The 23,813-nt window shown below is 34.0% G+C and carries 17 protein-coding genes and 2 pseudogenes; 10 read left to right on the top strand and 9 right to left on the bottom strand.

Annotation, left to right across the window (positions count from 1 at the left end; genetic code table 11):
• Nucleotides 1-449: 449 nt before the first annotated feature.
• From AD998_16635 to AD998_16615, 5 genes and pseudogenes are all read right to left on the bottom strand, one after another.
• Nucleotides 450-2,036 (bottom strand): annotated as a pseudogene (locus AD998_16635) (sulfate transporter).
• A 45-nt stretch (nucleotides 2,037-2,081) separates the two neighbouring features.
• Nucleotides 2,082-3,959, bottom strand: coding sequence for an NADH dehydrogenase (locus tag AD998_16630; GenBank protein KOY87545.1), 1,878 nt, complete (start codon nucleotides 3,957-3,959; stop codon nucleotides 2,082-2,084).
• A 6-nt stretch (nucleotides 3,960-3,965) separates the two neighbouring features.
• A complete protein-coding gene (locus AD998_16625) occupies nucleotides 3,966-6,518 on the bottom strand; it encodes a hypothetical protein (GenBank protein KOY87544.1) in 2,553 nt (850 codons plus the stop codon).
• 126 nt (nucleotides 6,519-6,644) lie between these two features.
• Nucleotides 6,645-7,064: a hypothetical protein gene (locus AD998_16620; GenBank protein KOY87543.1), complete on the bottom strand. Its 420-nt coding sequence runs from the start codon at nucleotides 7,062-7,064 to the stop codon at nucleotides 6,645-6,647.
• A 96-nt stretch (nucleotides 7,065-7,160) separates the two neighbouring features.
• Nucleotides 7,161-9,587 carry a hypothetical protein gene (locus AD998_16615; GenBank protein ID KOY87542.1) on the bottom strand — a complete coding sequence of 809 codons (2,427 nt, stop codon included), beginning with the start codon at nucleotides 9,585-9,587 and terminating at the stop codon, nucleotides 7,161-7,163.
• 158 nt (nucleotides 9,588-9,745) lie between these two features.
• On the opposite strand from AD998_16615, the gene AD998_16610 reads away from it, so the two are divergent.
• The 9 genes from AD998_16610 to AD998_16570 all read left to right on the top strand — a co-directional run bounded on the left by AD998_16610 (nucleotide 9,746) and on the right by AD998_16570 (nucleotide 16,988).
• Nucleotides 9,746-10,069: a hypothetical protein gene (locus tag AD998_16610; protein KOY87541.1), complete on the top strand. Its 324-nt coding sequence runs from the start codon at nucleotides 9,746-9,748 to the stop codon at nucleotides 10,067-10,069.
• A 33-nt stretch (nucleotides 10,070-10,102) separates the two neighbouring features.
• Nucleotides 10,103-10,516 (top strand): hypothetical protein, encoded by a 414-nt coding sequence (locus tag AD998_16605; protein ID KOY87540.1) that lies wholly within the window; start codon nucleotides 10,103-10,105, stop codon nucleotides 10,514-10,516.
• Nucleotides 10,494-11,240: a geranylgeranylglyceryl phosphate synthase gene (locus AD998_16600; protein ID KOY87539.1), complete on the top strand. Its 747-nt coding sequence runs from the start codon at nucleotides 10,494-10,496 to the stop codon at nucleotides 11,238-11,240. The genes AD998_16605 and AD998_16600 overlap by 23 nt, the downstream gene beginning before the upstream one ends.
• Before the next feature lie 16 nt (nucleotides 11,241-11,256).
• Entirely contained in the window at nucleotides 11,257-13,311 is a 2,055-nt protein-coding gene (locus AD998_16595) for a hypothetical protein (protein KOY87538.1), read from the top strand.
• Entirely contained in the window at nucleotides 13,311-13,697 is a 387-nt protein-coding gene (locus AD998_16590) for a bleomycin resistance protein (GenBank protein KOY87537.1), read from the top strand. The genes AD998_16595 and AD998_16590 overlap by 1 nt, the downstream gene beginning before the upstream one ends.
• 49 nt (nucleotides 13,698-13,746) lie before the next feature.
• Complete coding sequence (locus AD998_16585) at nucleotides 13,747-15,708, top strand: 1-hydroxy-2-methyl-2-(E)-butenyl 4-diphosphate synthase (GenBank protein KOY87536.1); 1,962 nt, start codon at nucleotides 13,747-13,749, stop codon at nucleotides 15,706-15,708.
• 27 nt (nucleotides 15,709-15,735) lie between these two features.
• Nucleotides 15,736-15,930, top strand: a complete 195-nt coding sequence (locus AD998_16580) for a hypothetical protein (protein KOY87535.1) — start codon at nucleotides 15,736-15,738, stop codon at nucleotides 15,928-15,930.
• 82 nt (nucleotides 15,931-16,012) lie between these two features.
• Nucleotides 16,013-16,384: an NADH-quinone oxidoreductase subunit A gene (locus AD998_16575; GenBank protein KOY87534.1), complete on the top strand. Its 372-nt coding sequence runs from the start codon at nucleotides 16,013-16,015 to the stop codon at nucleotides 16,382-16,384.
• Nucleotides 16,385-16,445: 61 nt separating this feature from the next.
• Complete coding sequence (locus tag AD998_16570) at nucleotides 16,446-16,988, top strand: NADH dehydrogenase (protein KOY87533.1); 543 nt, start codon at nucleotides 16,446-16,448, stop codon at nucleotides 16,986-16,988.
• A 59-nt stretch (nucleotides 16,989-17,047) separates the two neighbouring features.
• Here AD998_16570 and AD998_16565 read toward each other — a convergent pair whose 3' ends face one another.
• Nucleotides 17,048-17,896 (bottom strand): asparaginase, encoded by an 849-nt coding sequence (locus AD998_16565; GenBank protein ID KOY87532.1) that lies wholly within the window; start codon nucleotides 17,894-17,896, stop codon nucleotides 17,048-17,050.
• Between the two features lie 11 nt (nucleotides 17,897-17,907).
• Nucleotides 17,908-18,789 (bottom strand): cyanophycinase, encoded by an 882-nt coding sequence (locus AD998_16560; GenBank protein ID KOY87531.1) that lies wholly within the window; start codon nucleotides 18,787-18,789, stop codon nucleotides 17,908-17,910.
• A 139-nt stretch (nucleotides 18,790-18,928) separates the two neighbouring features.
• Here AD998_16560 and AD998_16555 point away from each other — a divergent pair, with 139 nt between their 5' ends.
• The gene (locus tag AD998_16555) at nucleotides 18,929-21,547 is read left to right on the top strand and encodes a cyanophycin synthetase (protein KOY87530.1); all 2,619 of its coding nucleotides are present in this window, start codon (nucleotides 18,929-18,931) and stop codon (nucleotides 21,545-21,547) included.
• A 101-nt stretch (nucleotides 21,548-21,648) separates the two neighbouring features.
• Here AD998_16555 and AD998_16550 read toward each other — a convergent pair.
• A pseudogene (locus AD998_16550) lies at nucleotides 21,649-22,227 on the bottom strand (hypothetical protein).
• A gap of 764 nt (nucleotides 22,228-22,991) precedes the next feature.
• Nucleotides 22,992-23,765, bottom strand: coding sequence for a hypothetical protein (locus tag AD998_16545; GenBank protein ID KOY87529.1), 774 nt, complete (start codon nucleotides 23,763-23,765; stop codon nucleotides 22,992-22,994).
• Between the last annotated feature and the right edge of the window lie 48 nt (nucleotides 23,766-23,813).

The raw sequence follows: 23,813 nt of genomic DNA, 5'->3' as shown, positions 1-23,813 counted from the left end.
AAAAACTTTCTTGTTTCCTCAGCTTCTGTACTAGTAAGCATATAATGATTAGAAAATATAGGGAATTGCTCAAAATCTATATCTTGGGCTCCTTGTGTTACCTTGTTGAGGGTATTTTCTTTTTCTAAAACAAAAAATGGAATATGTCCTATCACATCTGTAATAGTAAGTGTCGTTATTTTGTAAGTACGCCCACCAATGTTTTCCATTTCTGAAATATCCATATCTGAAAATTCAAATCGAGTATGATCTATTGTTTTAATGAGACGATTGGCTCTATAATTGATTTTCTTTCCTTGAAAAAACTTAAAATTCAAATATTTAAAATTATCAGTAATAGGCAATGGTCTGAAACCCATATCATTTTGTATAGCTAAAGCTTCCAATTCTTTTTGACGATTATCTAAAACAACATTTTTTGCTTTATCCTTATACTCAGCATCAAAAACTCGCATAGCCAATGGATGGTCAGAAACTGGATTCTGATGTTCCATGCCTTGAATCTCGACTGAACCTCCTTGATGGTGATAATCTAATTCAAACTGATGGAGATTTTCCATGAAAGTGTGGTCTATAAGCTTTGCTTCATTCACATCAATGATGATATGTTTTCCTCTTGGTAATTTATCCAAATGTTTTTTGAAGCCTAAATAATTGCTAAATATAGCAGAATTAGCTATTTTAAAGTGTATGGTATTGTGTTGGTGGTCTTCTTCTACCTTCACATGAGCTTTGAATAAGCCTTTGATGGGTGTGCCATAATAAATTTCTACAATCAATTTCATGAAAATACCAGCACCCACACCTACCAACAAATCGGTAGCAAGTGTTACAACGAGAGTAGTCAAGAAAATAAGAAGTTGCTCTTTGCCTACGTGATAAGCGTGTTTAAACTCTTTTGGAGAAGCCAAACGATAAGCTACGGCTATGAGCATAGCTGCCAAAGCAGACATAGGAATAAGAACTATAATTTTAGCCAAAATTAAAATAAAAATTAGCAAAGAGATTCCATGAAAAAAGTTTGCCCAACGAGTTTTAGCCCCATTGGCTACATTGGCAGAACTTCGAGCTACTTCCGAAATCATAGGTAAGCCTCCTATCAAGCCAGCAATTGTATTACCTATACCCACAGCTACCAAGTCTTTATTCATATCAGATTTTCTTTGATACGGGTCTAAACCATCTATTGCTTTAATAGTTAGTAAAGATTCTATGCTTCCTATCAAAGAAAACATCAAGATATATTGTAAACTTGTGAGACTAAATGCTTCTGAAAAATCAGGAAAAGTGATGCCTATTTTGTGAATATCAAGTGTAAAAATACCTTCTAAAATAGAAGTGGGAATGTTTACCAAATAAACAGATTTACCATCTTTTACAAAATCCCCTAAACCAAAAATTATACTTAATGGAATTGCCATTAAAAGGACTACCATGGGGGCAGGGATTTTTTTAATAAACCTACTCTTGAGCATGGGAATGGTAAAAATGATAATTAACCCCAAGATGCCTATCAAAGCTACTTCCCATTTGGCATGAATAATACTGTTTGGGATTTCTGCAAGTAGTTCAAAGGGTTCTTTGGCTGTTGGTTTTACACCCAAAAGTGGGTGAATTTGTTTAGAAAATATTATAACTCCAATCGCTGCAAGCATACCATGAATGACAGAAACAGGAAAAAAATTTCCTAATTTACCTGCTTTCAATAAGCCAAAAATCACTTGAATCATACTGGCAATAACAATGGTAGCCAATGCTTTTTCGTAACCCAAAGCCTCTACTGCACCCAACCCAATGGCAATCAGTCCTGCAGCAGGACCTTTGATCGTTAAACGACTACCTGATAACAAAGCTACAATTACTCCACCAATAATGGCTGTAAAAACACCTGTAATAGGAGGAAATTTGCTGGCAGATGCAATACCCAAACATAAAGGTAAAGCTAAGAAAGAAACTAAAACGCCAGCATTAAGGTCTTTTTGCCAATTTTCTTTTAAACCAGCCAAACCATCTTTGGGAATATATTTATGTGCCATAAAACAAATGAATAAATTATTAATAAAAAATATTTTTTGATTGTATTAAGAAGACTGCAAAGGTGTTTCGTGATAAACCTTTGCATGGTTACCTAAAAATAGTCTTGCATAAATTCTAATAGCAGCAATTCCTTCTATTACAAAACAAGAAGAAAGTAGAAAGGCCAAGAGATATTGATCCTTATGGATATGACTGAAAATAAGGTCTTCACCAATAAATGTGGTAGTAATAGGAAAGCCCATAAGTCCTAAAGAACATAGTAAAAATATACCTCCTATGCGTGGATATTCGTAACTATGTCCATAATACCTGAAAAGTGTAAAATAAGAGGGTTCATTTTTTTGGAGCATAGAAAGTACTACATATCCACCAACACCTGCTATCATTACACCACTTAAATACCAAACTGCTTCACTGATTTGAAAATGTTCATTATGACCTACAGCTAAGGCAATCCAAAAATGTTGTAGTGTTAGAAGCATCCATGCTAATTTTGGGTAACGCCTTTCTGAAAACCCCTTCATAACCATCATCAAAGCTATAGAAGCAGAAATAATGGGTAAACTATCATGTAGCCAATTTGGAATATACTCTTCTAACAATAAAAGAGCTATACCAATTCCATACAAAGGCAGAAAAACAACTAGAATGTTTTTAGGGTTTAGAAAATTAAGTTTGCTCCCAATTTTTTTAAAAGGATTGAAAATATATCTACCCATCAGAGTATCTAAATTGAATTCTTTTAAAGAAAGTAGATACCATCCATAATAAAAATTTTTACCTAAGAAATAAGATTTCTTTTCTGTATGAGGCTTAAAATAATAGAATTGTTCTCTAATTAAATACGCTACTACAGATGGTGAAACAAGCAATTGATAGGTTCTCAGAAAAGCATTACCCACAAAATGAATCAGAACAAGCCATTCTAAACCTAAAGCTATTTCTACAAACATCAACCCAATCTGAGATACAGAAGCATAAGCTATTTGTGTTTTAATGGTAGGTTGCACTCTTGCTGTAAAATAACCAGTTATAGCTGTTAGTACACCAATAAATCCTATTAAAACTCTGGCTACAATTTGTTGTTCCCAAAATGGCATGGTTCTGATGAGTAAAAATACTCCAAAATGAATTGATAATGAACCATAAAAAATAGCACTTGAAGGGGTAGGACCTTCCATAGCTCTGGGCATCCAAGAAGAAAAAGGGAATTGTGCAGACTTGGCAGCAGCAGCTACAAGTAAGCAAATAGCAATGAATAAACCTTCAAAACTGTGATTTAGTAAATGTTCATGTACCAAATCGTAATTGAGCAGTTTTTGAAAAGTAATATTTTCATGCCACAAATGATGACTTGCCCACATGGCAAGTAGAATACCAATATCACCAATTCGATACACCGAAAATACCTTCACAGCATTACGTACAGGCAAATAACGTTCTCGGTAAAAAGCAATTAATAAAAAGGATGATATACCTATCATTTCCCAACCAATAAAAAGGGTTTCAAAATTGCCAGCCAATACTGTAAAATTATAAGAAAAGAAAAAGAATAAAATAGTTGCAAAAAAGCGTTTATACCCTTTTTCAAGATGCATATAATAACTGCTATAACGTACAATCAGAAAGCTAATAAAAGAACCCACAAATAAATATACAGCAGTTACTTTATCAAAGTAAAAATCTATTAAAAATGTGTATTCTTTATTTTGGTACAATAAAATCTCTTTGAGGTTAAAATTATTAGCTCCTAAAAATATCCAATATCCAATGAAACCTGTAAGTATAAAAAATACAGATCCAATGGTATAAGTAGTGATATTGGAAATCCATTTTTCTTGTTGCTCTTTTGTAAACATTGTAATTATAAATGCAAACAAAGGCATCAGTACAAAACTGAGAATAAAATAATTGATGTTCATGATTGTTTAAGATATTAGGAATATAGGTAAGTTCTCATGAGAGTTTTCTAACTCTTTTTCTAAGTTATTAGTACTCGGAAGGCTCTCATTGATAGGTATGTATAAAAGCCATTCTCCTCTATCAAATCTATACAATTCTTTGGTTTCAGGATGTATAGCTACTAAATGAACCCAACCATTGTGAAACCACTGATAGGTAGAAGCTTCTTTTTGAATAGTAGCCAATACAACGTCAGGATAATGCTCAACAATTGCTAACAGACGAATAGGGTCATGAATATTGACGGCTTGTTCAGGCAAACCTGTTCTCAAATCTCCATCAATGCCATTGGCAACGCCTACCAAACCAATTACATTGTGAGGTAATTTTGAACCTGCTCCTAATCTGTGTTGATCTGTGCATGCAAAATAGTATTGCAAATTGATTCCTCCACATACGGGGGCTACTGCTCTTAGAATTCCTAATAAATACTTGCCTTCAGGGTCTTGTGCATAATCATAAGAATTTAAAAAGGAACGTCTATCCAAAAATAGATGTTTATTGCTTTCTCTTCTTCCTACAATGCATAAAGCATTGGTTGCATGATCCCACTCAGGGCGAGGCTCAAACAGAGATAAAGCTCGCAGTTTTACGATTTTATGAATTTTTTCGGCAGATTGTTTATTATCTACCAATAAAAACCTACGAGCTCGTTCTTTCGCATTATTAGCCAAAGCTTTCTGATACAATTTTTTATTTTCTTGATGAGCTATTTTGTTAGATTCAGACAAAAGGTTTTCATCATAAAAGTCCATTTCATCTCTTGTTGTATCATGTAATCCTCCTAAAAATTGTGTAGTATCAGGAATATGAATACCTTTTTCTTTTAAAATAGCTCTTACTTCAGACTTATTAGCCATTATAGCTGCCAATCGAGCATTGACAGAACCTGTTTGTCCACTACATGCTCCACAACCATAAGCTGCATAATGAGTATTATTGACTGTACTTGCTCCATGACCAATGAAATACACTAAGTCAGAAAAGTTATTGGTCAAACCAATACTTTTTAAAAGCCCTTCCATACGAGTAGCCATCTCTTCAATGGTAAAGCCTATTTGTAAATGATGTACTTCTTTAGGATGTTCCGAATTGCATTCATAATGCAATTTACTTTCTTTATCCATGTGCCTGAATGCAGAAACCAAAGCTGGTGTCTCAGAAGGTTTAAATATATTCCAAACTAACTGAATGGCAGACCAGAAACCCATTGTCTGTGAAATCAACCAACCTCCAAATAAATTTTTGCTCTGTTTGCTAAAATGAGCATCTGATTGATGATGGTGTTTTTTAATCTCTGTTTCTCTTATGATGTATTTGGGTTCTACAGGTGCAGGACAAGATTTTGCATGAAATTTACCATGTTCAGGTTGAAAATAGAATTCGATATTAAAGAAACCTGCTGTTCCAAAAGTTTGAGCATGGGCGTATTTTTCTACATATCTTCTAAAAGAACATTCCCTTTCATCAATACAAAAAACAGCTTGAAAATTATATTCTTGAGATGATTGGGTGGAAGGAGCTATTTGCAAACCTTTTAAAACTTGGTCATAAAAAGTCCATTCGTAGGCTTCTTGCCAAAGTTGATAAACATCAAAAATCTCTCTTCTTTCAATATGTGCAAACAAAGGAATAATTTGTTCTTTCTGAACATTATCCTGAAAATTAGAGTCAGAGGATTTCTTTGCTGTTTGGATGTGATAGTTCAAGGGTTGCCACTTTCCTTCTCCAAATTTTCTGTCTAAAGCATCTATTTCCAACAGAAGCTCAAATACTATAAAATCATGCAAACTAATTTTTCTTTTATCTAATAGAAAATCAGGGTGATTTTCAAGAATAGCCACCATACCTGACCAACCTGCATGAGCAAATTGTTGGTCAAACAGATATTGCTCATACCATTGTTCATCCCCAACTAAAATATCAAGTAAACTTTTTATTTTACAATGGGTATGTAATAGCAAATCACGAACTCTTTTACTCTTGAATAATTTAATAAAACTGTTTGCTTCAAGCTCTTTAATAGAAGCCAACAAGCCTTTATGTAATATAGGAAAATGCTTGATTGCTATGCCTTGATCAACATAAGTACCTACAAACCTGAATAAGAAGCTATGTATTTCTTTTTCTATATTGAGATGATAAACATGTGTCCAAATTTGGTGTAATTGCCCCAAACGATTTGACCAAGCAGTATCATAATCATTTTTAAGCATTTTATTTTTCCATTCTTCCCAAACATCAAATCCTTTGTGTTCAATAATAACTCTTTGTAGAATTTTAGGGTTGATTTTGCCAGTTTGGTATAGACTTCTGTAATGTTCTAAGCCAGAGTAAGTTTTATAACCAAAAAACATAGAAGCTTTTTCCATGGCTTCATGAAAATGATAATGTTGGAAAGATTTAAGAACATTATCATTGATGAAATCTTTTAAAGGATTCTGATGAGGTAAATAATGTTTCAAATGCTCTAATATAGCATCCTCATCAAACTTATATAAAATAGTGTCTGAAATCATAAAATAAAAATAAATAAAGAGTGTACAAATACAATTACAATCAATTAGCTTCCCAATTGGATATTGTATATTTTTTTACAGATTTTATAATCTATAAAGATAATTTTTGTGTACTAAATATTTATTTTAGCTCTCGTAGAAAATAAGAGTATGAAAAGCTACATAACGAGGTGTAGCAAAAAGAGAAGGTGTATAAGGATTAAAACAAAGACTTTTCTTTATAGTCCAGTCGTTGTTGAAATAAATTTGTGGTAATGGTAAATAAGAGGATTTTTTGTATTGGAAAAGTAAAAAACTAAAATGTAGAGGTATTATCTTTTTTGCTTTTTTTGATTTACCTATAGAGGTTTGTTCACTTTCCGCATCATCTTCACTTTCTTTTTCAGTTCTATTTTCTTCTTTTTCTGTTTCGGCAGTTTTTTCAGAAAGAAAACTGAGTGTCTGAATATTGGCACTTCCTTGCAGAAAAAACATAAAAAAAGCCAAAAAGAGGCAAAATATTTGTCTTGACTTTTTTTGGGTAAGATGTAATTTTTCTACAAGCATGGACGCTTTTTTACTAAAAATAACGTATGCAAAGGTAGAACAAATTTAATACCAACAGAAAAAAAGTACATATTTTTTTATAAAAAACACTTCAAATTATAGTTTTGCTTGAACTGTGAGGTAGAAACTTCTTCCATCAGCAGGAATAATACCTGGACCTGGATAGCTTTCAGCTCGACGAGTAAAATAAGATTCGTTGAGAAGATTGTTGATACTTCCTTCAAAAGTAAGCTTTTTATAAGTGTAACTTACAGAAAAATCCATCACTTTGTAACTTGGAATAATACCTTCAACGGCTGTAGAAGTACGAATTGCGTTGGTGGCATCCGAGAAATGTTCATGAGTATAAGCGAACTGTAAAGTAGAAGAAAAACCAGCATATTTATAAGTAGTGCCTGCTCGGAGCATGATGGGAGGCACCATTTCTACTTTTTTATTCTTAATGCTATTGTCTTGTGTATTGATATATCGGGCATCTACAAAAGCAAAGTTTGTAAATACTGTCCAATAAGTGTTTTTATCAGAATTATCTTTTTTCCATAATTTTTGAATATTCAATTCACCAAAAAGCTCTACACCTATATTACGAGCATCCGAAATATTACCTCTGAAACGGTAATCTATAAACAAAGGAGGCAAATCTGCTCTTAAAACTTGCCCAATTCTACCATTGTATTTGAGATAAAAAGCTGTTGCTTCAAAGTTGAAAATGTTGTCTATACTACCTCTTAAGCCTAAATCTGCTGTATAACCTGTTTCATCTTGTATATTTTTATCTACTATAAAATTTGGATTAATGATTCTTAAATCTGTAAAATTGATAGCTCTATAATTTTGAGAGAAATTGCCGTATGCTTCCAAATAGCTATTCATTTTGTAGCTTACACCTACTCCAAAAATAGGGAAAGCCCTTTTTCTATCTAAATCTTCAGTTGTTTTGGTTTCTGAAACTAAATTGCCAGCACCATCAAAAACCCTTGTTTTATAGTACCCTTCGGAGCGTGTAACAATGCTTTCTAAACGAAACCCAGGAGTAATGCTCCATTTGTCAGAAAGATTAAAAATGTTTTCCATAAACAGGCTATAATTTTTGTTAGGAAAACGATAATCGGAGTTTTCAAGATTATCTGCATTTAAAAACTCAAAATTTGCATTACTTCCATTGTCTGCATCACCCTGTTTAGCAGTAGAAAAACCGTAATAAACTCTTGTACCTATTAAAAACGTTTGACGCTGTTTTCCTAAATTGTATTTATGTAATAAACGAGTTTCATTACCAAAATTCTGAAAAACGCCTTGTATAAGTGTTCTATTCCCTCCAAAATCAACTACATTGATGCGTTCCAAATTTCCTAAAGATTGTCTTTGAGCTATCAAAGCAAAGTTTCTGACATTGATTTGTGTTTGAGTACTGATTTCGTAAGTGGCATTGAGCGAAAACAAATTCCAATCTACATAAAACCAGTTTCTATTACGTACAGAAGCACGTGGATTTTCTGAAAAACCTTTATCTGTCAGTCCACCTGCTTGTTTGGCTAAATAACTCATTTTGGTAACGTCCAAATTCAGGAGCAATTTAGAAGAAACTTGATAATTAGCTGAAGCATAAATATTATAGTAGTCAAAATTTGAATTGGGGCGGTAACCATCACCTCTTTTGTATTGAGCATAAGCGTAATAATTGAGCTTACCTTTGGCAACAGTTCCACCAATGCTATTAAAGGAATTGAAAAAGCCCCAAGAACCTATGCTTTGTCTTGTCGTAAGTTCTATTTTTTTATCCTTAGCCCCTTTTCTGAAACGAAAATTGACCATACCACCAAACTGAGTTCCATATTGCAAAGAGGCGGCTCCTCTGATGATTTCTATACGTTCAAGGGCTTCGGTAGGAGGGGTATAGTAGCTTTCTGGATAGCCCAAAGCATCTGCGGATATATCATAACCATTTTGGCGAACATTGAAATTGGCAGTTCTGTTAGGACTCAAGCCTCTACCACCAATACCCAACTGCAAACCTGCTCCATCACTTTCCCAAATGTTTAGCCCTGTGATTTTTGCATAAACCTGACGAGGGTTATTGGTTGCAAGATTTGCTGTAATGTTTTTTAAATCAATGACTTCTGTTTTTTTTCCTTCGTAAATCCCAAAATTTTCAACGGCTTTCATTCTAGAAAGTCCAAAGGTTTGGTCTCTATCTGCTTGTACCGTAATAGCATCAATCTCTTCTCCTAAATCGATGAGCTGGATAGTTATTTCTGTTTTTTCAGTATTGATGAGGATATTTTGAGTGTAAATATCCTTTCCAAAAGCATAACAAACCAATTGATAAGTTCCTTGTGGGACATTGTTTATTGCAAAAGAACCTTGGGTATCTGAGTATGTAGAAATTTTTGTGTTTTTTAGTAAAATCGTAGCTTCTTGTATGGGTTTATTCTGAGAATCAAAGATTTTTCCTTTCAATGTATTTTGAGCAAAAGTAAAATGTGAACACAAAAATAAAATGAACCAAAAACGAGGTAACATAGCTCAATAGCAGATTATATTAATTTTAAATAGACTAATTCTAAATATATTCGCAAAAATCTATTTTTTTTTTGTAGTTTCCTATGTTTTTTTTTGTGATTTGGTTTAGGTAGGCTAATTTTACCACTAAAGTTTTATATTTTGATATTAATATAGAGATGTTAGAACGTTTGAGTGATTTATTTCGCAAGTACTTGGAGTTGCGTTTAGAGATATTTAAAGTAGATTTGCAAGAACAAGCTCAAAAGCTGTTTGTGAAGGCTTTGATGGGCTTTTTATGGTTGTTTTTTGGATCTGCTGCATTATTATTCTTTTGTTTTGCATTAGCTTTTTATCTCAATCATTTGTTGGAGAGCAAATACATGGGCTTCATTATCATAGGCTTGGTGTTTTTTATATCTTTGATAATATCGTTGAGTTCCTTGGTTAGAAAAAAGCTTACTAATCGAATCAACCAATATTTTTCACAAAATAAAGAATAAGGAAAATTTTATAGGCAGTTTAAGCGTTGTTATATGTCTGAAATAAATAAAAAAAAGGAATTATTAGAAGAAGCGAAAGTACTTGAGGCATCTATCGTAGAAGAGGTAGAGCATTTACAAGAAGATATTTGGCATAAGGTAAAAACTGGAGCAACCCTATTGGCTGTTGGAGTAGGAACTTATCTCATTGTGAAAAAACTTCTCAATTATCCAGTGAAATTAGAGCATTTTGTAGATAATACACAAAAAAACACTGAAACACAAGAAAATGATACCAAAATAGCCTACAAAGAGCCTAATTTGGATATTGTAGAAATGATAAAAAAAGAAATGGCTGTTTTCTTATTAGGTATTGCTAAACAAAAAATATACGAATTATTACAAAAACTATATTTTACCCAAGAAGCCGAAAATTTGGAAGAAGATGACCAAGAAGATACTCAGTAAATTAGAAGACTTTAAAAAACAACAAAAAAAGTCTTTTGCTTTACTCATAGACCCCGACAATATAGATGAAGTACAATGCTTAGAACTCATACACTTGGCTAAACAAGCAAGTGTAGATTTTCTTTTTGTGGGGGGGAGTTTGATTACAGGTAACAATTTGGGGATGGTAGTAGAAATAGCAAAAGCACATACAGAAATTCCTGTTATTCTCTTTCCTGGAAGTAGTCTACACATTGATTCTGAGGCTGATGCAATACTTTTTCTTTCGTTAATTTCGGGGCGGAATCCTGATTTTCTCATTGGGCAACATATTTTAGCTGCCCCTATTCTCAAAAAAAGTAGTTTAGAAATATTACCTACGGGTTATATGCTTGTGGATACAGGCAGACAAACCACAGTATCTTTTATTAGCAATACAACGCCTATTCCTTATGACAAACCAACCGTTGCAGCTTGTATTGCGATGGCAGGGGAAATGCTTGGATTAAAATTGATTTATATGGACGGTGGGAGTGGAGCAGAAAAGCCTATTAGTCCGCAAATGATACAAGCTGTAAGTAAATCCATTGAAGTGCCACTAATTGTAGGAGGTGGAATTAATAGCTCAGAAAAAGCGTTATCTGCATTAAGGGCAGGGGCTGATGTGATTGTGGTAGGTAATGCTATTGAAAAAGACTTTTTACTTGTAGAAAAAATAGCTAAAACAGTTCAGGAATATATGTAACTTTAAATACTCAATTATGAATAAGAAGTGGTTTATACTGATTTTGTGTTTGTGCTTAGGAAATATATCTAAAGCTCTTAATCATATTGGAGGAGGAGAACTCTATATTACCCATGTATCAGGTAATACATACAGAATACAAGTAATTTATTATTATGATGCACTTAACTATCAAGCTCCTCCATCCAGTTCACCTATTCCTGTAGATCCATCTCCACCCAATGCAGCTAATGTAAGCATATACAGAAAGCTGAATAACATCAGGGTCTTAAATGTTAGTTTACCTCGAGTAAGCTCAAGTATTATTACACTTCCTGCTAATATTTGTAGAGACCAATCCATCAAATATAATGGTTTAGAAAGAATAGTTTATCAGGCGAATGTAACTTTGAGCAATGCTAATTTTTCAGATACTCAAGGGTATTATGCTATTTTTCAGGATTATACAAGAAATACAGGTGTAGCTACCAACATATCAGGACGTTTGGGTATCAGTTTATATGCTGAAATTCCAAGAGTTTTTACAGGAAGTGTATCTTTTATTAATTCAAATCCTGTTTTTACGCCTATTACCAGCTTATATATGTGTAATGGACAAACTTCTAATCTTGATTTTTCGGCAACAGATGCAGATGGCGATGTATTAGTATATAGTTTGGTAGATTTATATGATGCTCTTGCTATTACCAGAAATCCAAGACCAAGCTCTTTACCACCCCCATTGCCCAACACATATCCCTATCCACTACCATTAGTCAATTGGGGTACAGGATATTCAGCCACCAATGCCATACCGAGTAATGTAAGTTTACCATTGAGTATCAATAGTCTCACAGGAGAGTTGACCGTAAACCCTGCTCAAAAAGGTGTTTATTCTTTTGTAGTCAAATGTGAAGAATACAGAGGAGGTATCAAAATTGGAGAAGTACGAAGAGATATTCAATTGTTTGTAGATGCTTGTCAGTCTGTAATAAATACACCTATTGTAAGAATACTTTTACCTCAAAGCTCCAATACTTATTATCAAGAAAATACCATTTTAGAAATTGATGCTAATAACTATCCTGAAAATGGCATATCTGTTGATGTAGAAGGAGTTATTCAACCTGATATTTACAGACCCAAACCAGTTTTATTTATCCTAACACCTCAAAATTTTGCTAATAATGCACCTAATCGAATAACTCTTGCCCCAGGTACATCAGAACCCGATGCAAGTGGTTTGGCAAAAACAAAACTTCGATTACCTGAATGCTTAGAAAATAACAAGATATATGAATTCAGATTAAGGGCTTCTAATCAACAATGTCCTAATGAAGGTATAGTCAATTTAAATGTGAAAATTAGGTTTAAAGCAAGGTCATCAAATTTACCACCTCGATTAAGTATTACAGCCTCATTTCCTGCTGGAATCCAAAATAATTCGCTGGTTATTGTAAATCCAAAAGACTCTATCAATATTAATTTTCTTGCCCAATCTATAGAACCTCGTTCAAGAGATTCATTAGAAATTATAGCTACTACAACCAATTTCAATTTGAAAGATTATGGAATGGAGTTTACAGGAGGTAGAAAAGATATTATCAATACGAGAGCTACTTTTATTTGGAAACCTGATTGCGATTTGATACGCTCAAATGGACAAAACGATACACTTATTATTAATTTTATTGGTAAAAGAAAGCCCAACAGTGGCTGTTTTACAGCCTCTGATACAATAAAAGTGAAATTTTTATTGAAAGATACATACGCTCATTTTGATGAATTTCTGCCACCCAATACATTTACACCCAACGGAGATGGTATCAATGATGTATTTGTACTTTCTAATTTAGAACCAACTCCACCAAAACAGCCCAACGGAGTTCAAAATCCAAACTTACCTTTGGATAATTGTTTGTTTAAGTTTGAGAAAATTAGTATCTACAATCGTTGGGGCAAAGAAATTTTTGGTAGTTCTGATCGAAATTTTGTTTGGAATGGTGATAAGCAAACTAGTGGAGTATATTATTATCAAATAAAATATTCTAACCAAAAATTATATAAAGGGATTATTAATCTTCTAAAATAATGAATTTGAATCAGGTTACGATTTCTGTAAAAGATGTAGAAAAATCTATTGAATTTTATCAGAGATTAGGCTTAGAACTAATAGTTAAAGCTTTACCTCATTATGCCAGATTTGTATGTCCTGTTGGGAATGCTACTTTTTCACTTCATCAGGATGATAAAATAGAAGAAAATAAAGGAATTTGGATATATTTTGAAATAGAAAGTTTAGATAAAAAGGTAGAAGAACTTATAGAAAAAGGCTTCATTTTTGATGAAATGCCTAATGATAAAACATGGCTTTGGCGAGAGGCATATCTGACAGATTTAGATCAAAATAGAATTATTCTGTATTTTGCAGGAGAAAACAGATTAAACCCTCCTTGGAGAATCAAAGAAGCAAATTGAAACATTTTGAAAGAATAAGAAGTTATCAAAAGAAAAATAGTCATTTTTTATGCAGGTCATCAGTCCTTCAAATACATTATATTGTCCTTCACTTACAGAGTACAAACGTAGAAAAACCATAGAAGTTAAAATTGGAGATATTCCCCTTGGTGGTGAAAACCCAATTAGAGTACAATCTATGACAACAGCCGATACAATGGATACAGCCAAAACAGTAGCTGAATGTGTTCGTTTGATTGAGGCTGGTTCAGAGTATATTCGTATCACAGCACCTAGTGTAAAAGAAGCTGAAAATTTACAAAATATCAAAAATGAACTGAATAAATTAGGTTTCAAAGTACCTTTGATAGCTGATATTCACTTTACACCCAATGCAGCCGAACTTGCCGCAAAAATAGTAGAGAAAGTACGTATCAACCCTGGTAATTATGCAGACAGAAAACGTTTTGAGGTAATTGATTATACAGAATCGGAGTATCAGGCAGAGTTAGAACGTATCAGAGAAAAATTTATTCCACTGATTAAAATCTGTAAAGAATATGGTACAGCCATGCGTATTGGTACAAATCATGGTTCACTTTCAGATAGAATTATGAGCCGTTATGGAGATAATCCCTTGGGTATGGTGGAGTCTGCTTTGGAATTTTTGAGAATAGCTGAAGAAGAAAATTTTTATAATATTGTTCTTTCCATGAAGTCCAGCAATCCACAAGTGATGGTGCAGGCTTACAGACTTTTAGTACAACGTTTGGATGAAGAAGGCTTAAAGCCTTATCCATTACATTTGGGTGTAACAGAAGCAGGAGACGGAGAAGATGGGCGTGTAAAATCGGCAGTGGGGATAGGTACACTTCTTGAAGATGGTCTAGGCGATACAATCAGGGTTTCACTAACCGAAGATCCTGAATATGAGATACCTGTTGCTAAAAAATTAGTTAATCGGTATATTCAGAGAGCAGAAAAGGCTTTGCCTATTTCTGAAATACAAACAGAAAACTATCCAATCAATCCTTTTAGTTATGCTCGCCTAGAAACAAAAGAAATTTCCAATTTTGGAGGAAAAAATGTTCCAAGAGTTATTGCAGATTACTCTGATTATCAGAATATCGAAATGGAAGATTTGAAACAAATAGGTCATTTCTATTTACCTGCTACCGACAAATGGGCAATGAATGACTTAGGGGCAGATTTTGTGTATTTAGGAGATAAAAAAGTGCCTTTTATGTTTCCTAATGGACTAAAGGCTATTCAAAATTATCAGACTTGGGTGGAAGAAAAACAAGAAGCTTATCCACTATTTTCAGAAATGGAATATCTGACTTATGATCAATTTTCTGAAAAACTCAATTTCTTGCTTCTCCCAGTAGAACAAACAGATTTGAGAGGTAAATTATTGAAAAATCTGCAAGAAGAAACTAATCCATTGGTATTGGTATTGGAAACAACTAATGAACATGCCATGCCTGCCTTGCGTAGGCTGATAGTTGAACTTATTCAAAATAAGATACAGTTACCTCTTATAATTAGGAGAAAATACACAACAGATGATTTGGAATCGCTACAAATAGATGCATCTACAGATTTTGGAGGGCTTTTGATAGATGGTTTGGGAGATGGAATTATGTTGTCTTCAAAACAAATGTTCATCAAAGATGCTAATAGTTTGGCTTTTGGCATTTTACAGGCTGCTCGTACACGTATTACGAAAACAGAGTATATTTCTTGCCCAAGTTGTGGTCGTACACTTTTTGATTTACAGGAAGTTACAGCTAAAATACGTAAACGTACTGACCACTTAAAAGGTGTGAAAATTGCTATTATGGGTTGTATTGTAAATGGACCTGGTGAAATGGCTGATGCTGATTATGGTTATGTGGGTTCTGGAAAAGGTAAAATAACACTTTACAGAGGTAAAGAGGTTGTAAAGAAAACTGTAGCAGAAGAAAAAGCTTTAGATGAACTAATTGATTTGATTAAAGAAGATAAGAAATGGACAGAACCTGCCCATTAGAACTAAGAAGCATTTAAATTTAAAATTATGTCTAAAATCAAAGAATATTTTAAAGTAGGAGAAGTATTTTCGTATTTTTTTAGAGTATTTAAAAAACACGATCCCAATGATACTCGCTATCCAAGCAATTTTAACATCAGAATGATGCATGGCATCAATAAAATTTCTATTTTGATGTTTTTAGCTTGTCTTATAGTGATTTTTGTAAGAAGATGTATGTAGAAAAACATCAAAGAAATTCATTATTTTTTGTTTTCAATCAAGAATTATTTACTTTTAAGCTTTAAACAATAAAACTTAGTATATGAACAAAGTATATACGCCTGCTGACTATGTACCTATTTTCATCCAATTGGGTTTGGCAATAGGTTTTGTGATCACTACTATGGTTGCAACCCATTTATTAGGTCCTAAACGTAAAGGAAAAGTGAAAGATCAAGCATTTGAGTGTGGTATAGAATCAGTTGGAGATGCTCGTACACCTATTTCCATTAAATATTTTTTGATTGCTATTTTGTTTGTATTGTTTGATGTAGAGATTATTTTTATGTATCCTTGGGCTGTAAACTTCTTGCAGTTAGGTTGGTTTGGTTTCTTCGAGATGGTAACCTTCATGGGATTACTTTTAGTAGGTTTCTATTATATCATCAAACGTGATGTCTTGAAGTGGGAATAACAAAGTTTTAAAAACAAAAATCTTTATACAAACGTTAAGCTGATATAAAATATAGAACCGTATGGTCAAGATAGTTGATAAACCTGAAGGGTACGAAGGACAAGGTTTTTTCGCTACCAGTTTTGATAAAGTAATTGGATTAGCAAGAGCAAACTCATTATGGCCTTTGCCTTTTGCCACTTCTTGTTGTGGCATTGAGTTTATGTCCACGATGGCTTCTAACTACGATTTAGCCCGTTTTGGCTCAGAACGCCCAAGTTTCTCACCTCGTCAAGCAGATATGCTTATTGTGGCGGGTACAATTGCCAAAAAAATGGCACCAGTTTTGAAACAAGTATATGAGCAAATGGCTGAGCCTCGTTGGGTTCTTTCTGTGGGTGCTTGTGCCTCAAGCGGTGGTATTTTTGATACTTATAGTGTTTTACAAGGCATTGACCGTATCATTCCAGTAGATGTGTATGTGCCAGGTTGCCCTCCACGCCCTGAACAGATTTTAGAAGGTATTTTGCAACTCCAAGAGTTTACCAAAAAAGAGTCTTTACGCAGAAGAAACGAAGATAAATACAAAGAACTCTTAGCCTCTTACAATATTTTAGTAGATTAGCAAAAAAGCCCTCATTGGAGGGCTTTTGTTTTTAAGGTCTGGATAAAGTTTATTATAAATTATTCAAAAACAACTATTTTTTCGCCATCTTGGTAAGCAAATACTATTTTTGGATGCGAATACTGATGAAAAATATTACCCAAATGGTCAATGCCGATAGCACCTGCAAAACCATCAAAAACTTCTAATTCATCAAAGCTTCGTTCAAAAGCTTTTCCAATATATAATCCATCTGTAACTCTGGTTACAATTTTGGTAGCCAAAGCCCCACTCACAATGTCTTCACCTACACCCGTACAAGAAACTGCACAAAAATTATTGGCAAAATTGCCTGCCACAGTTGCCGAATCGGAGATACGCCCAGGGATTTCAAAGCCTTTACCACCCGTTGAGGTAGCCACTGCCAAATTACCTTGTGCATCAAGAGCTACACAACCTACAGTTCCTATACCCTGACTGGCTTTTTTTGCTTCGTATTCTGTTCTTCGTTGAGGTATTTCAGGGTTATAATTCTGAAACCCATTTTGATGAGCAAAAAAAGTAGCTTCAGCCCCACCTAAAACTCTATCTTCATAATCCATGAGATGTTGAGCAACTAGAATAGGATTCTGGATATGTTGAATATTGATAACTCCCGAGAATTTTTGGGTAATGCCATCCATTAGAGAAGCACTCATCCGAATTTCGCCATCACTTTGTATCTGAGAGCCAGTTCCAGCATTAAACAATACATCATCTTCTAAAAGAGAAACTGCATATACTACTGTTTGGAGGGCTGTATGCTCTGCCAAATAATGATTTGCTTTAAGCAAAATTACTTCAAGAGCTTTCTGTTTAGCTATTTTAGTATCTTCACTTTGCGAAGATTCACTAAAAAAACCTCCATGAATAATAATTTTTGGTCGCATCTATGTATTATTTATTCGTCGTCTGTAGAAGCATGAGCATAAATGTTCATTTTTTTACTATCAAGATAATAGAAGTCATGCATACTCATTACATGAACCACGAGATGTTCAATGGAAATAGGTTGTCCTAAAGATACTTGTGTAATATTAGAATCCTTAATTTCTCTGCCATCCACCAAAATAACAAGTCCCGAACCAATTGCTTCCATAGAGTTATTATCTCTGATGAGTAAGCCTGTATCTTCTCCTAAACCAATTCCAAGTGTTTTTGGATTGCTGGCAACGGTCTGAAATAGTCTTCCAATACGTCCACGCTGCACAAAATGCGTATCAATAACAACATCATCAATAAGTCCCAAACCGCTTGTGATTTTTATTTCACCCTTTAGAAGGGCCTCACTACTACTACCCTGATAAATCATATTGTTGGAAGCAGCAGCTGCTCCAGCAGAGGTTCCAGCAAAAACAAAGCGTTCGTTTTGATATTTGTGAAGCAGAAGCTCATGAAAGGCTGTTCCACCAAGAATAGTTGTTAGTCGGAGCTGATCGCCACCTGTAAACATCACAACATCTGCTTGTCGCAACCGATTGACAAACTGTTCATCATTAGCTTGTTCACGTTTGTCTATATCTAAGATACCTACATTTTTAGCTCCCAAATGCTCAAAAGCTCTTGAATATTCTTTCCCAATGGTCTTTGGTACTTTAGAAGCAGTTGTTACAATCTCAATTCGAGAATCCTCTTTATGAAGAGACTCCGTCAGAATTCTTTTGAGAATGCCTTTTTCAAAGAAATTTAGATTTTTTTCTACATCAGCATCAAAATTTTTTTCTGTAAAACTTCCTTTATCCACCGCCCCCCCAATAATAATGAGAATACCTTTTGGTGTCATAACAAAAAAATTTTTTCGCAATATCCTTAATTTTCAAATAAAAAATATAGTTTTAGAGTATAAAATTTTGTTTACTCTGAATTAAATATTATTTTATTGAAATTTTAAAGTTATTTTTTTATTAAAATCTACTGCTGATATGAAAATTTTGAACATTCAAGCTCTAAGAGGTCCAAATATATGGAGTGTTAATCGTAAAAAACTTATTCAAATGCGTTTGGATTTAGAGGAGATGGAAAAACGTCCCACAAATAAAATCAAAGGGTTTGGCAAGAGATTAGAAAAAATGTTCCCAACTATGTATGAGCATCGTTGCTCAGAAGGGGTACCAGGAGGGTTTTTTATGCGTGTCAAATCAGGTACTTGGATGGGACATGTTATTGAGCATATTGCCTTAGAGATGCAAACGCTTGCAGGCATGGATACAGGTTTTGGGAGAACACGCGAAACAAAAACACCTGGGGTTTATAATGTAGTGTTTAGCTATGTAGAAGAGAAAGTAGGTTTATTTGTTGCTCAAGCTTCCGTTAAAGTTGCTCAAGCTCTTATTGATAATACTCCTTATGATTTATATGCAGATATTCAGAAAATGCGAGAAATACGTGAGGAGGTTCGATTAGGTCCAAGTACGGGTTCTATTGTAGATGAAGCTGTTTCTAGAGATATTCCTTGGATTCGTTTAGGTACAAATTCGCTTGTTCAGTTGGGCTATGGAATTAATCAGATGCGTTTTCAGGCAACAATTACTTGTAAAACCAGTAATATTGCTGTAGATATTGCCTGCGACAAAGAAGCAACTAAAAATTTATTGTATAATAATGCAATTCCTGTTGCAAAAGGTGATATCTGTGTTGATGAAGATGATTTACACAATGCTATTAGTGTAATTGGTTATCCAATTGTTCTAAAACCCTTAGATGGCAATCATGGTAAAGGAACTTCTATCAATGTCACAAATTGGGAAGATGCAGTTGCAGGGCTTGCCCATGCAAAAAAATACTCTCGTAGAGTCATAGTAGAACGTTTTATTACTGGACACGATTTTCGTGTACTCGTTATAGATAATAAAGTAGTAGCTGCTGCTCAACGTGTGCCTGCACACATCAAAGGAGATGGAAAACACAGCATTCAACAACTCATAGACAAAGAAAATACTGACCCCAGACGTGGTTATGGACATGAAAATGTTCTTACTGAAATTCGTGTGGATAGAGATACCGAAGACCTTTTAGCCAAAAAACAATATACGCTCCAAACAGTTCCACCTAAAGGAGAAATAGTGTATCTAAAATCTACGGCAAATCTTAGTACTGGAGGTACATCTATTGATGTAACAGATATGATGCACCCAGAAAATATATTTTTAGCTGAACGTATTGCTAGAATTATAGGCTTGGATGTTTGTGGTATTGATATTATGGCAGAAAACCTCACTCAACCTCTCAAAGAAAATGGAGGCGTAATTTTGGAAGTAAATGCTGCCCCTGGTTTTAGAATGCACCTTGCTCCATCAGAAGGCTTACCACGCAATGTTGCAGCACCTGTAATTGATATGTTGTACCCACCTGGTAAAGCTTCTCGAATTCCAATTATTGCTGTTACAGGCACCAATGGCAAAACTACGACCACAAGACTCATTGCCCATATTGTTAAGAACATGGGCTTTCGGGTAGGTTTTACAACTTCTGATGGTATTTATATACAAAACCACATGCTAGAAAAAGGCGACACAACAGGACCTTATAGCACAGAATTTATTCTCAAAGATCCTACTGTTGAGTTTGCTGTCTTAGAATGTGCTAGAGGGGGAATCTTACGAGCAGGATTGGGCTTTGGACAATGTGATATTGGCATTATTACCAATATCCAAGAAGATCATTTGGGACAAAATGATATTGAAACCTTAGAAGATTTGGCTCGTGTAAAGTCTGTTATTGTAAAAAGTGTCAAACCTGATGGTTGGGCTATCTTGAATGCTGAAGATGAGCAGTGTGTACTGATTGCTGAAAGTTTGGATTGTAAAGTTGCATTTTTTAGCCTTACTGAGGATAATCCTGTTATCCAAAAACATTGCAAAAAAGGTGGTATTGCTGCCATTTATGAAAATGGTTTTGTTACAATTAAAAAAGGTGACTGGAAAATACGTGTGGAGCGAGTGTCACATATTCCGTTAACTATTAATGGGAAAGCTACTTTTATGATTGCTAATGTGCTAGCAGCTACACTGGCAGGTTACTTGCATGGCTTCAAGACTGAAGATATTCGGCTTTCGTTGGAAACATTTATTCCTTCGGCAGCACTAACACCTGGTCGTATGAATATTTTCAGTTTTAAGCATTTTAAAGTAATGATTGACTTTGCTCATAACCCTGCTGGATATAAGGGAATTAAAGATTTCTTGACAAGTATTGAATCTCCCTACAAAATAGGAATTATTGCAGGTGTTGGCGACCGTAGAGACCAAGACATCATAGATTGTGCTACGATTGCTGCCCAAATGTTTGATCATATTATTATCAGGCAAGAACGCCACCTACGAGGGCGAAAAGAAGAAGAAATCTTAGATCTTATCCTCAAAGGCATTAAGACTTCTAAAAGAAAAGTAACCTATGAAGTTATTCCAAAAGAAATTGAAGCAATAAAACATTCCATTAGTATTGCTAAAGAAGGTACTTTTATTGTGGCACTCAGTGATGTAGTCAATAATGCTATAGAAGTTGTACAAGAGTATTTAGATAAAGAAATAGGTATTAAGTAACTACTTCTGAATAATTCTTTAAGAGTTTTTGAAGTTGCAAAAAAGCAGAGTGAATAATTATTCACTCTGCTACAAAATAAAATATTTGGAAACGGTATTCTTTATTCTTTAGGAATAGTAAGCTTTTGAATATTGACAGCTAAATTGAGATTTTGGGAAACACCACCAACAGGTGTAATGACCATTGTAGATATTCCAACCACTTCGCCTTGCATATTGAAAACAGGTCCACCACTATTACCAGAAGAAATAGGTGCATCCATTTGTAAGTAATCATCACCATCACTGACTTGCCCTGTAACAGTGTTATAATTTCTAATGCCAGATATAATCCCTTTTGTAACAGAAAGTTCTAGACCTTGTGGATTACCAATGACAAATACATCTTGCCCTTTTCTAGGTATTTCGGTGGCAACGGGTAAGCCTTTCACTTCTTTAGCATCTGTTTTAAAGATAATGTAGTCAAGTTTAGAATCTTGCTTGAGTATTTTGGTTACTTTATAAGTTTCTCCATTTTTGAGTTTAATACTCCACGAACTCCCTGAGCTAAAAACATGATAATTACTTACGCCAATACCTGTATTGGTTACAAAAAAACCTGAACCATAGCCTTGAGCAGCTCCACTTGCATAAGGTGTTACTAAAAAAACAGAGCTTTCAGCTTGTTCTACTAAATCGGATAATTCTTTGGTTTTATTAGATTCCTTTTTTATGCTATCTTTTTTGAGTGTATCTTGTTTTTCTTTGGAATTGTCAGGTATTGTAGAGCCTTGATGTACATAGTAATAAACTGCATAACTTGCTAAACCTAAAATCAAAATAGTTAAGATTGTAAAAAGAATGGTACGACTAAAATTCTTTGATGAAAGCTTATGGACAACTTTTTCTGTGTAAGGAAGTGGAGATACAGAAGCAGATAAAACCTGATGTAAAGATAAAGTATAAGTACCTAAAACGATATGATCAGTATGGGTAATGAAGCTAAAATCTACTTTTTTATTATTGATAAATGTACCATTAGTAGATTGGTTATCAATAATTTTGAGTACACCATTTTCATAAACCTCTAAAAACGCATGATGACTGCTAATGGTGCTGTCTGAAATAACAAAATCATTATCAGAAGCTCTACCAATACTAATTTTCTTTAAAATTTTTGTAGGTTGAATACCTGTATAAGCTTGTTTTTCTGTAAAATAACTTTGCCAAGGAAGAACTGTATCTCCAATTTTTACGATATCATTAAGTAGTAGAGCTACATTTGTAACTCTTTTACCATTTACAAAAGTACCATTGGTAGAGTTTAAATCTTCAAGAAAATAACTTCCTTGAGCATTTTGAGTAATGCGAATATGTTCTTTAGAAACATAGGGGTCTTGAATAACAATCTGGTTATGAGGTGCTTTCCCTATGGTAATAGTTTTCATAGTAATTATTTGTATTCTTAATTGATAAGTTGAGCGGGTTGTTCTTGTGGTTTTTCTAAATCTTGTCTAATAAGATTTTCACAATGTTTGAGTAATATTTCTGAATTAGTGAAATCTTTTTGTTCCAGAGCATCAAAAATTCTGATTCTCATTTTAGAAAGTGGTACAACAGGAATACTTTTGACAGTCCAAAAATTTTCGATGGAAATAGGAATGACTAGTGCATCAGGCATACATTCGCAAAGTTTTGTAAACCCTGATGTTTTGAAGGAACGTACAGCATTACTACTTTTATTACGTGTACCTTCAGGATAAATATATGCTGACCACTTATTTTCTTGAATTTTTTGAGCAAATTTCTCAATAGCAACAAGAGCTTGATCACGTTTTCTCCTATCAATAATGCCATGCCCACCATATCTGATATTCCATGAAACACTTGGTATCCAATATGATAATTCTTTTTTAGCTACATATTTGAGATGATGAGAAGTTTTACTAAACAAATACCCCAAGCATGCAATTTCATATTCACTCTGATGATTACTCACAATAATCAAAGGGCGTTCTCTTGGATACGAACCAATATGTTCTACACCTTCAATTTTAGTAGTATTGCCAATAAGCCAAGAGCTTCTCCAAACAGCCCACATCATTCCATGACTGATAATCATGTAGGCTTTGTAACCAAATAATGAAAAAAGTACATGAAAAAGATGTAAACCAATGACAATGATGGCAAAAGACAGCGTCAAGACAAATGTAAGTAGCCAAGCTATCACTTTTTTCATAATCATTATAGGTTTATTCAGCACTTAAGGCATTTTTAAGGGAAACAA

Source organism: bacterium 336/3 (genome assembly GCA_001281695.1).
Classification (GTDB): Bacteria; Bacteroidota; Bacteroidia; order Cytophagales; family Thermonemataceae; genus Raineya.
This window is presented reverse-complemented; position numbering and strand designations above follow the sequence as displayed.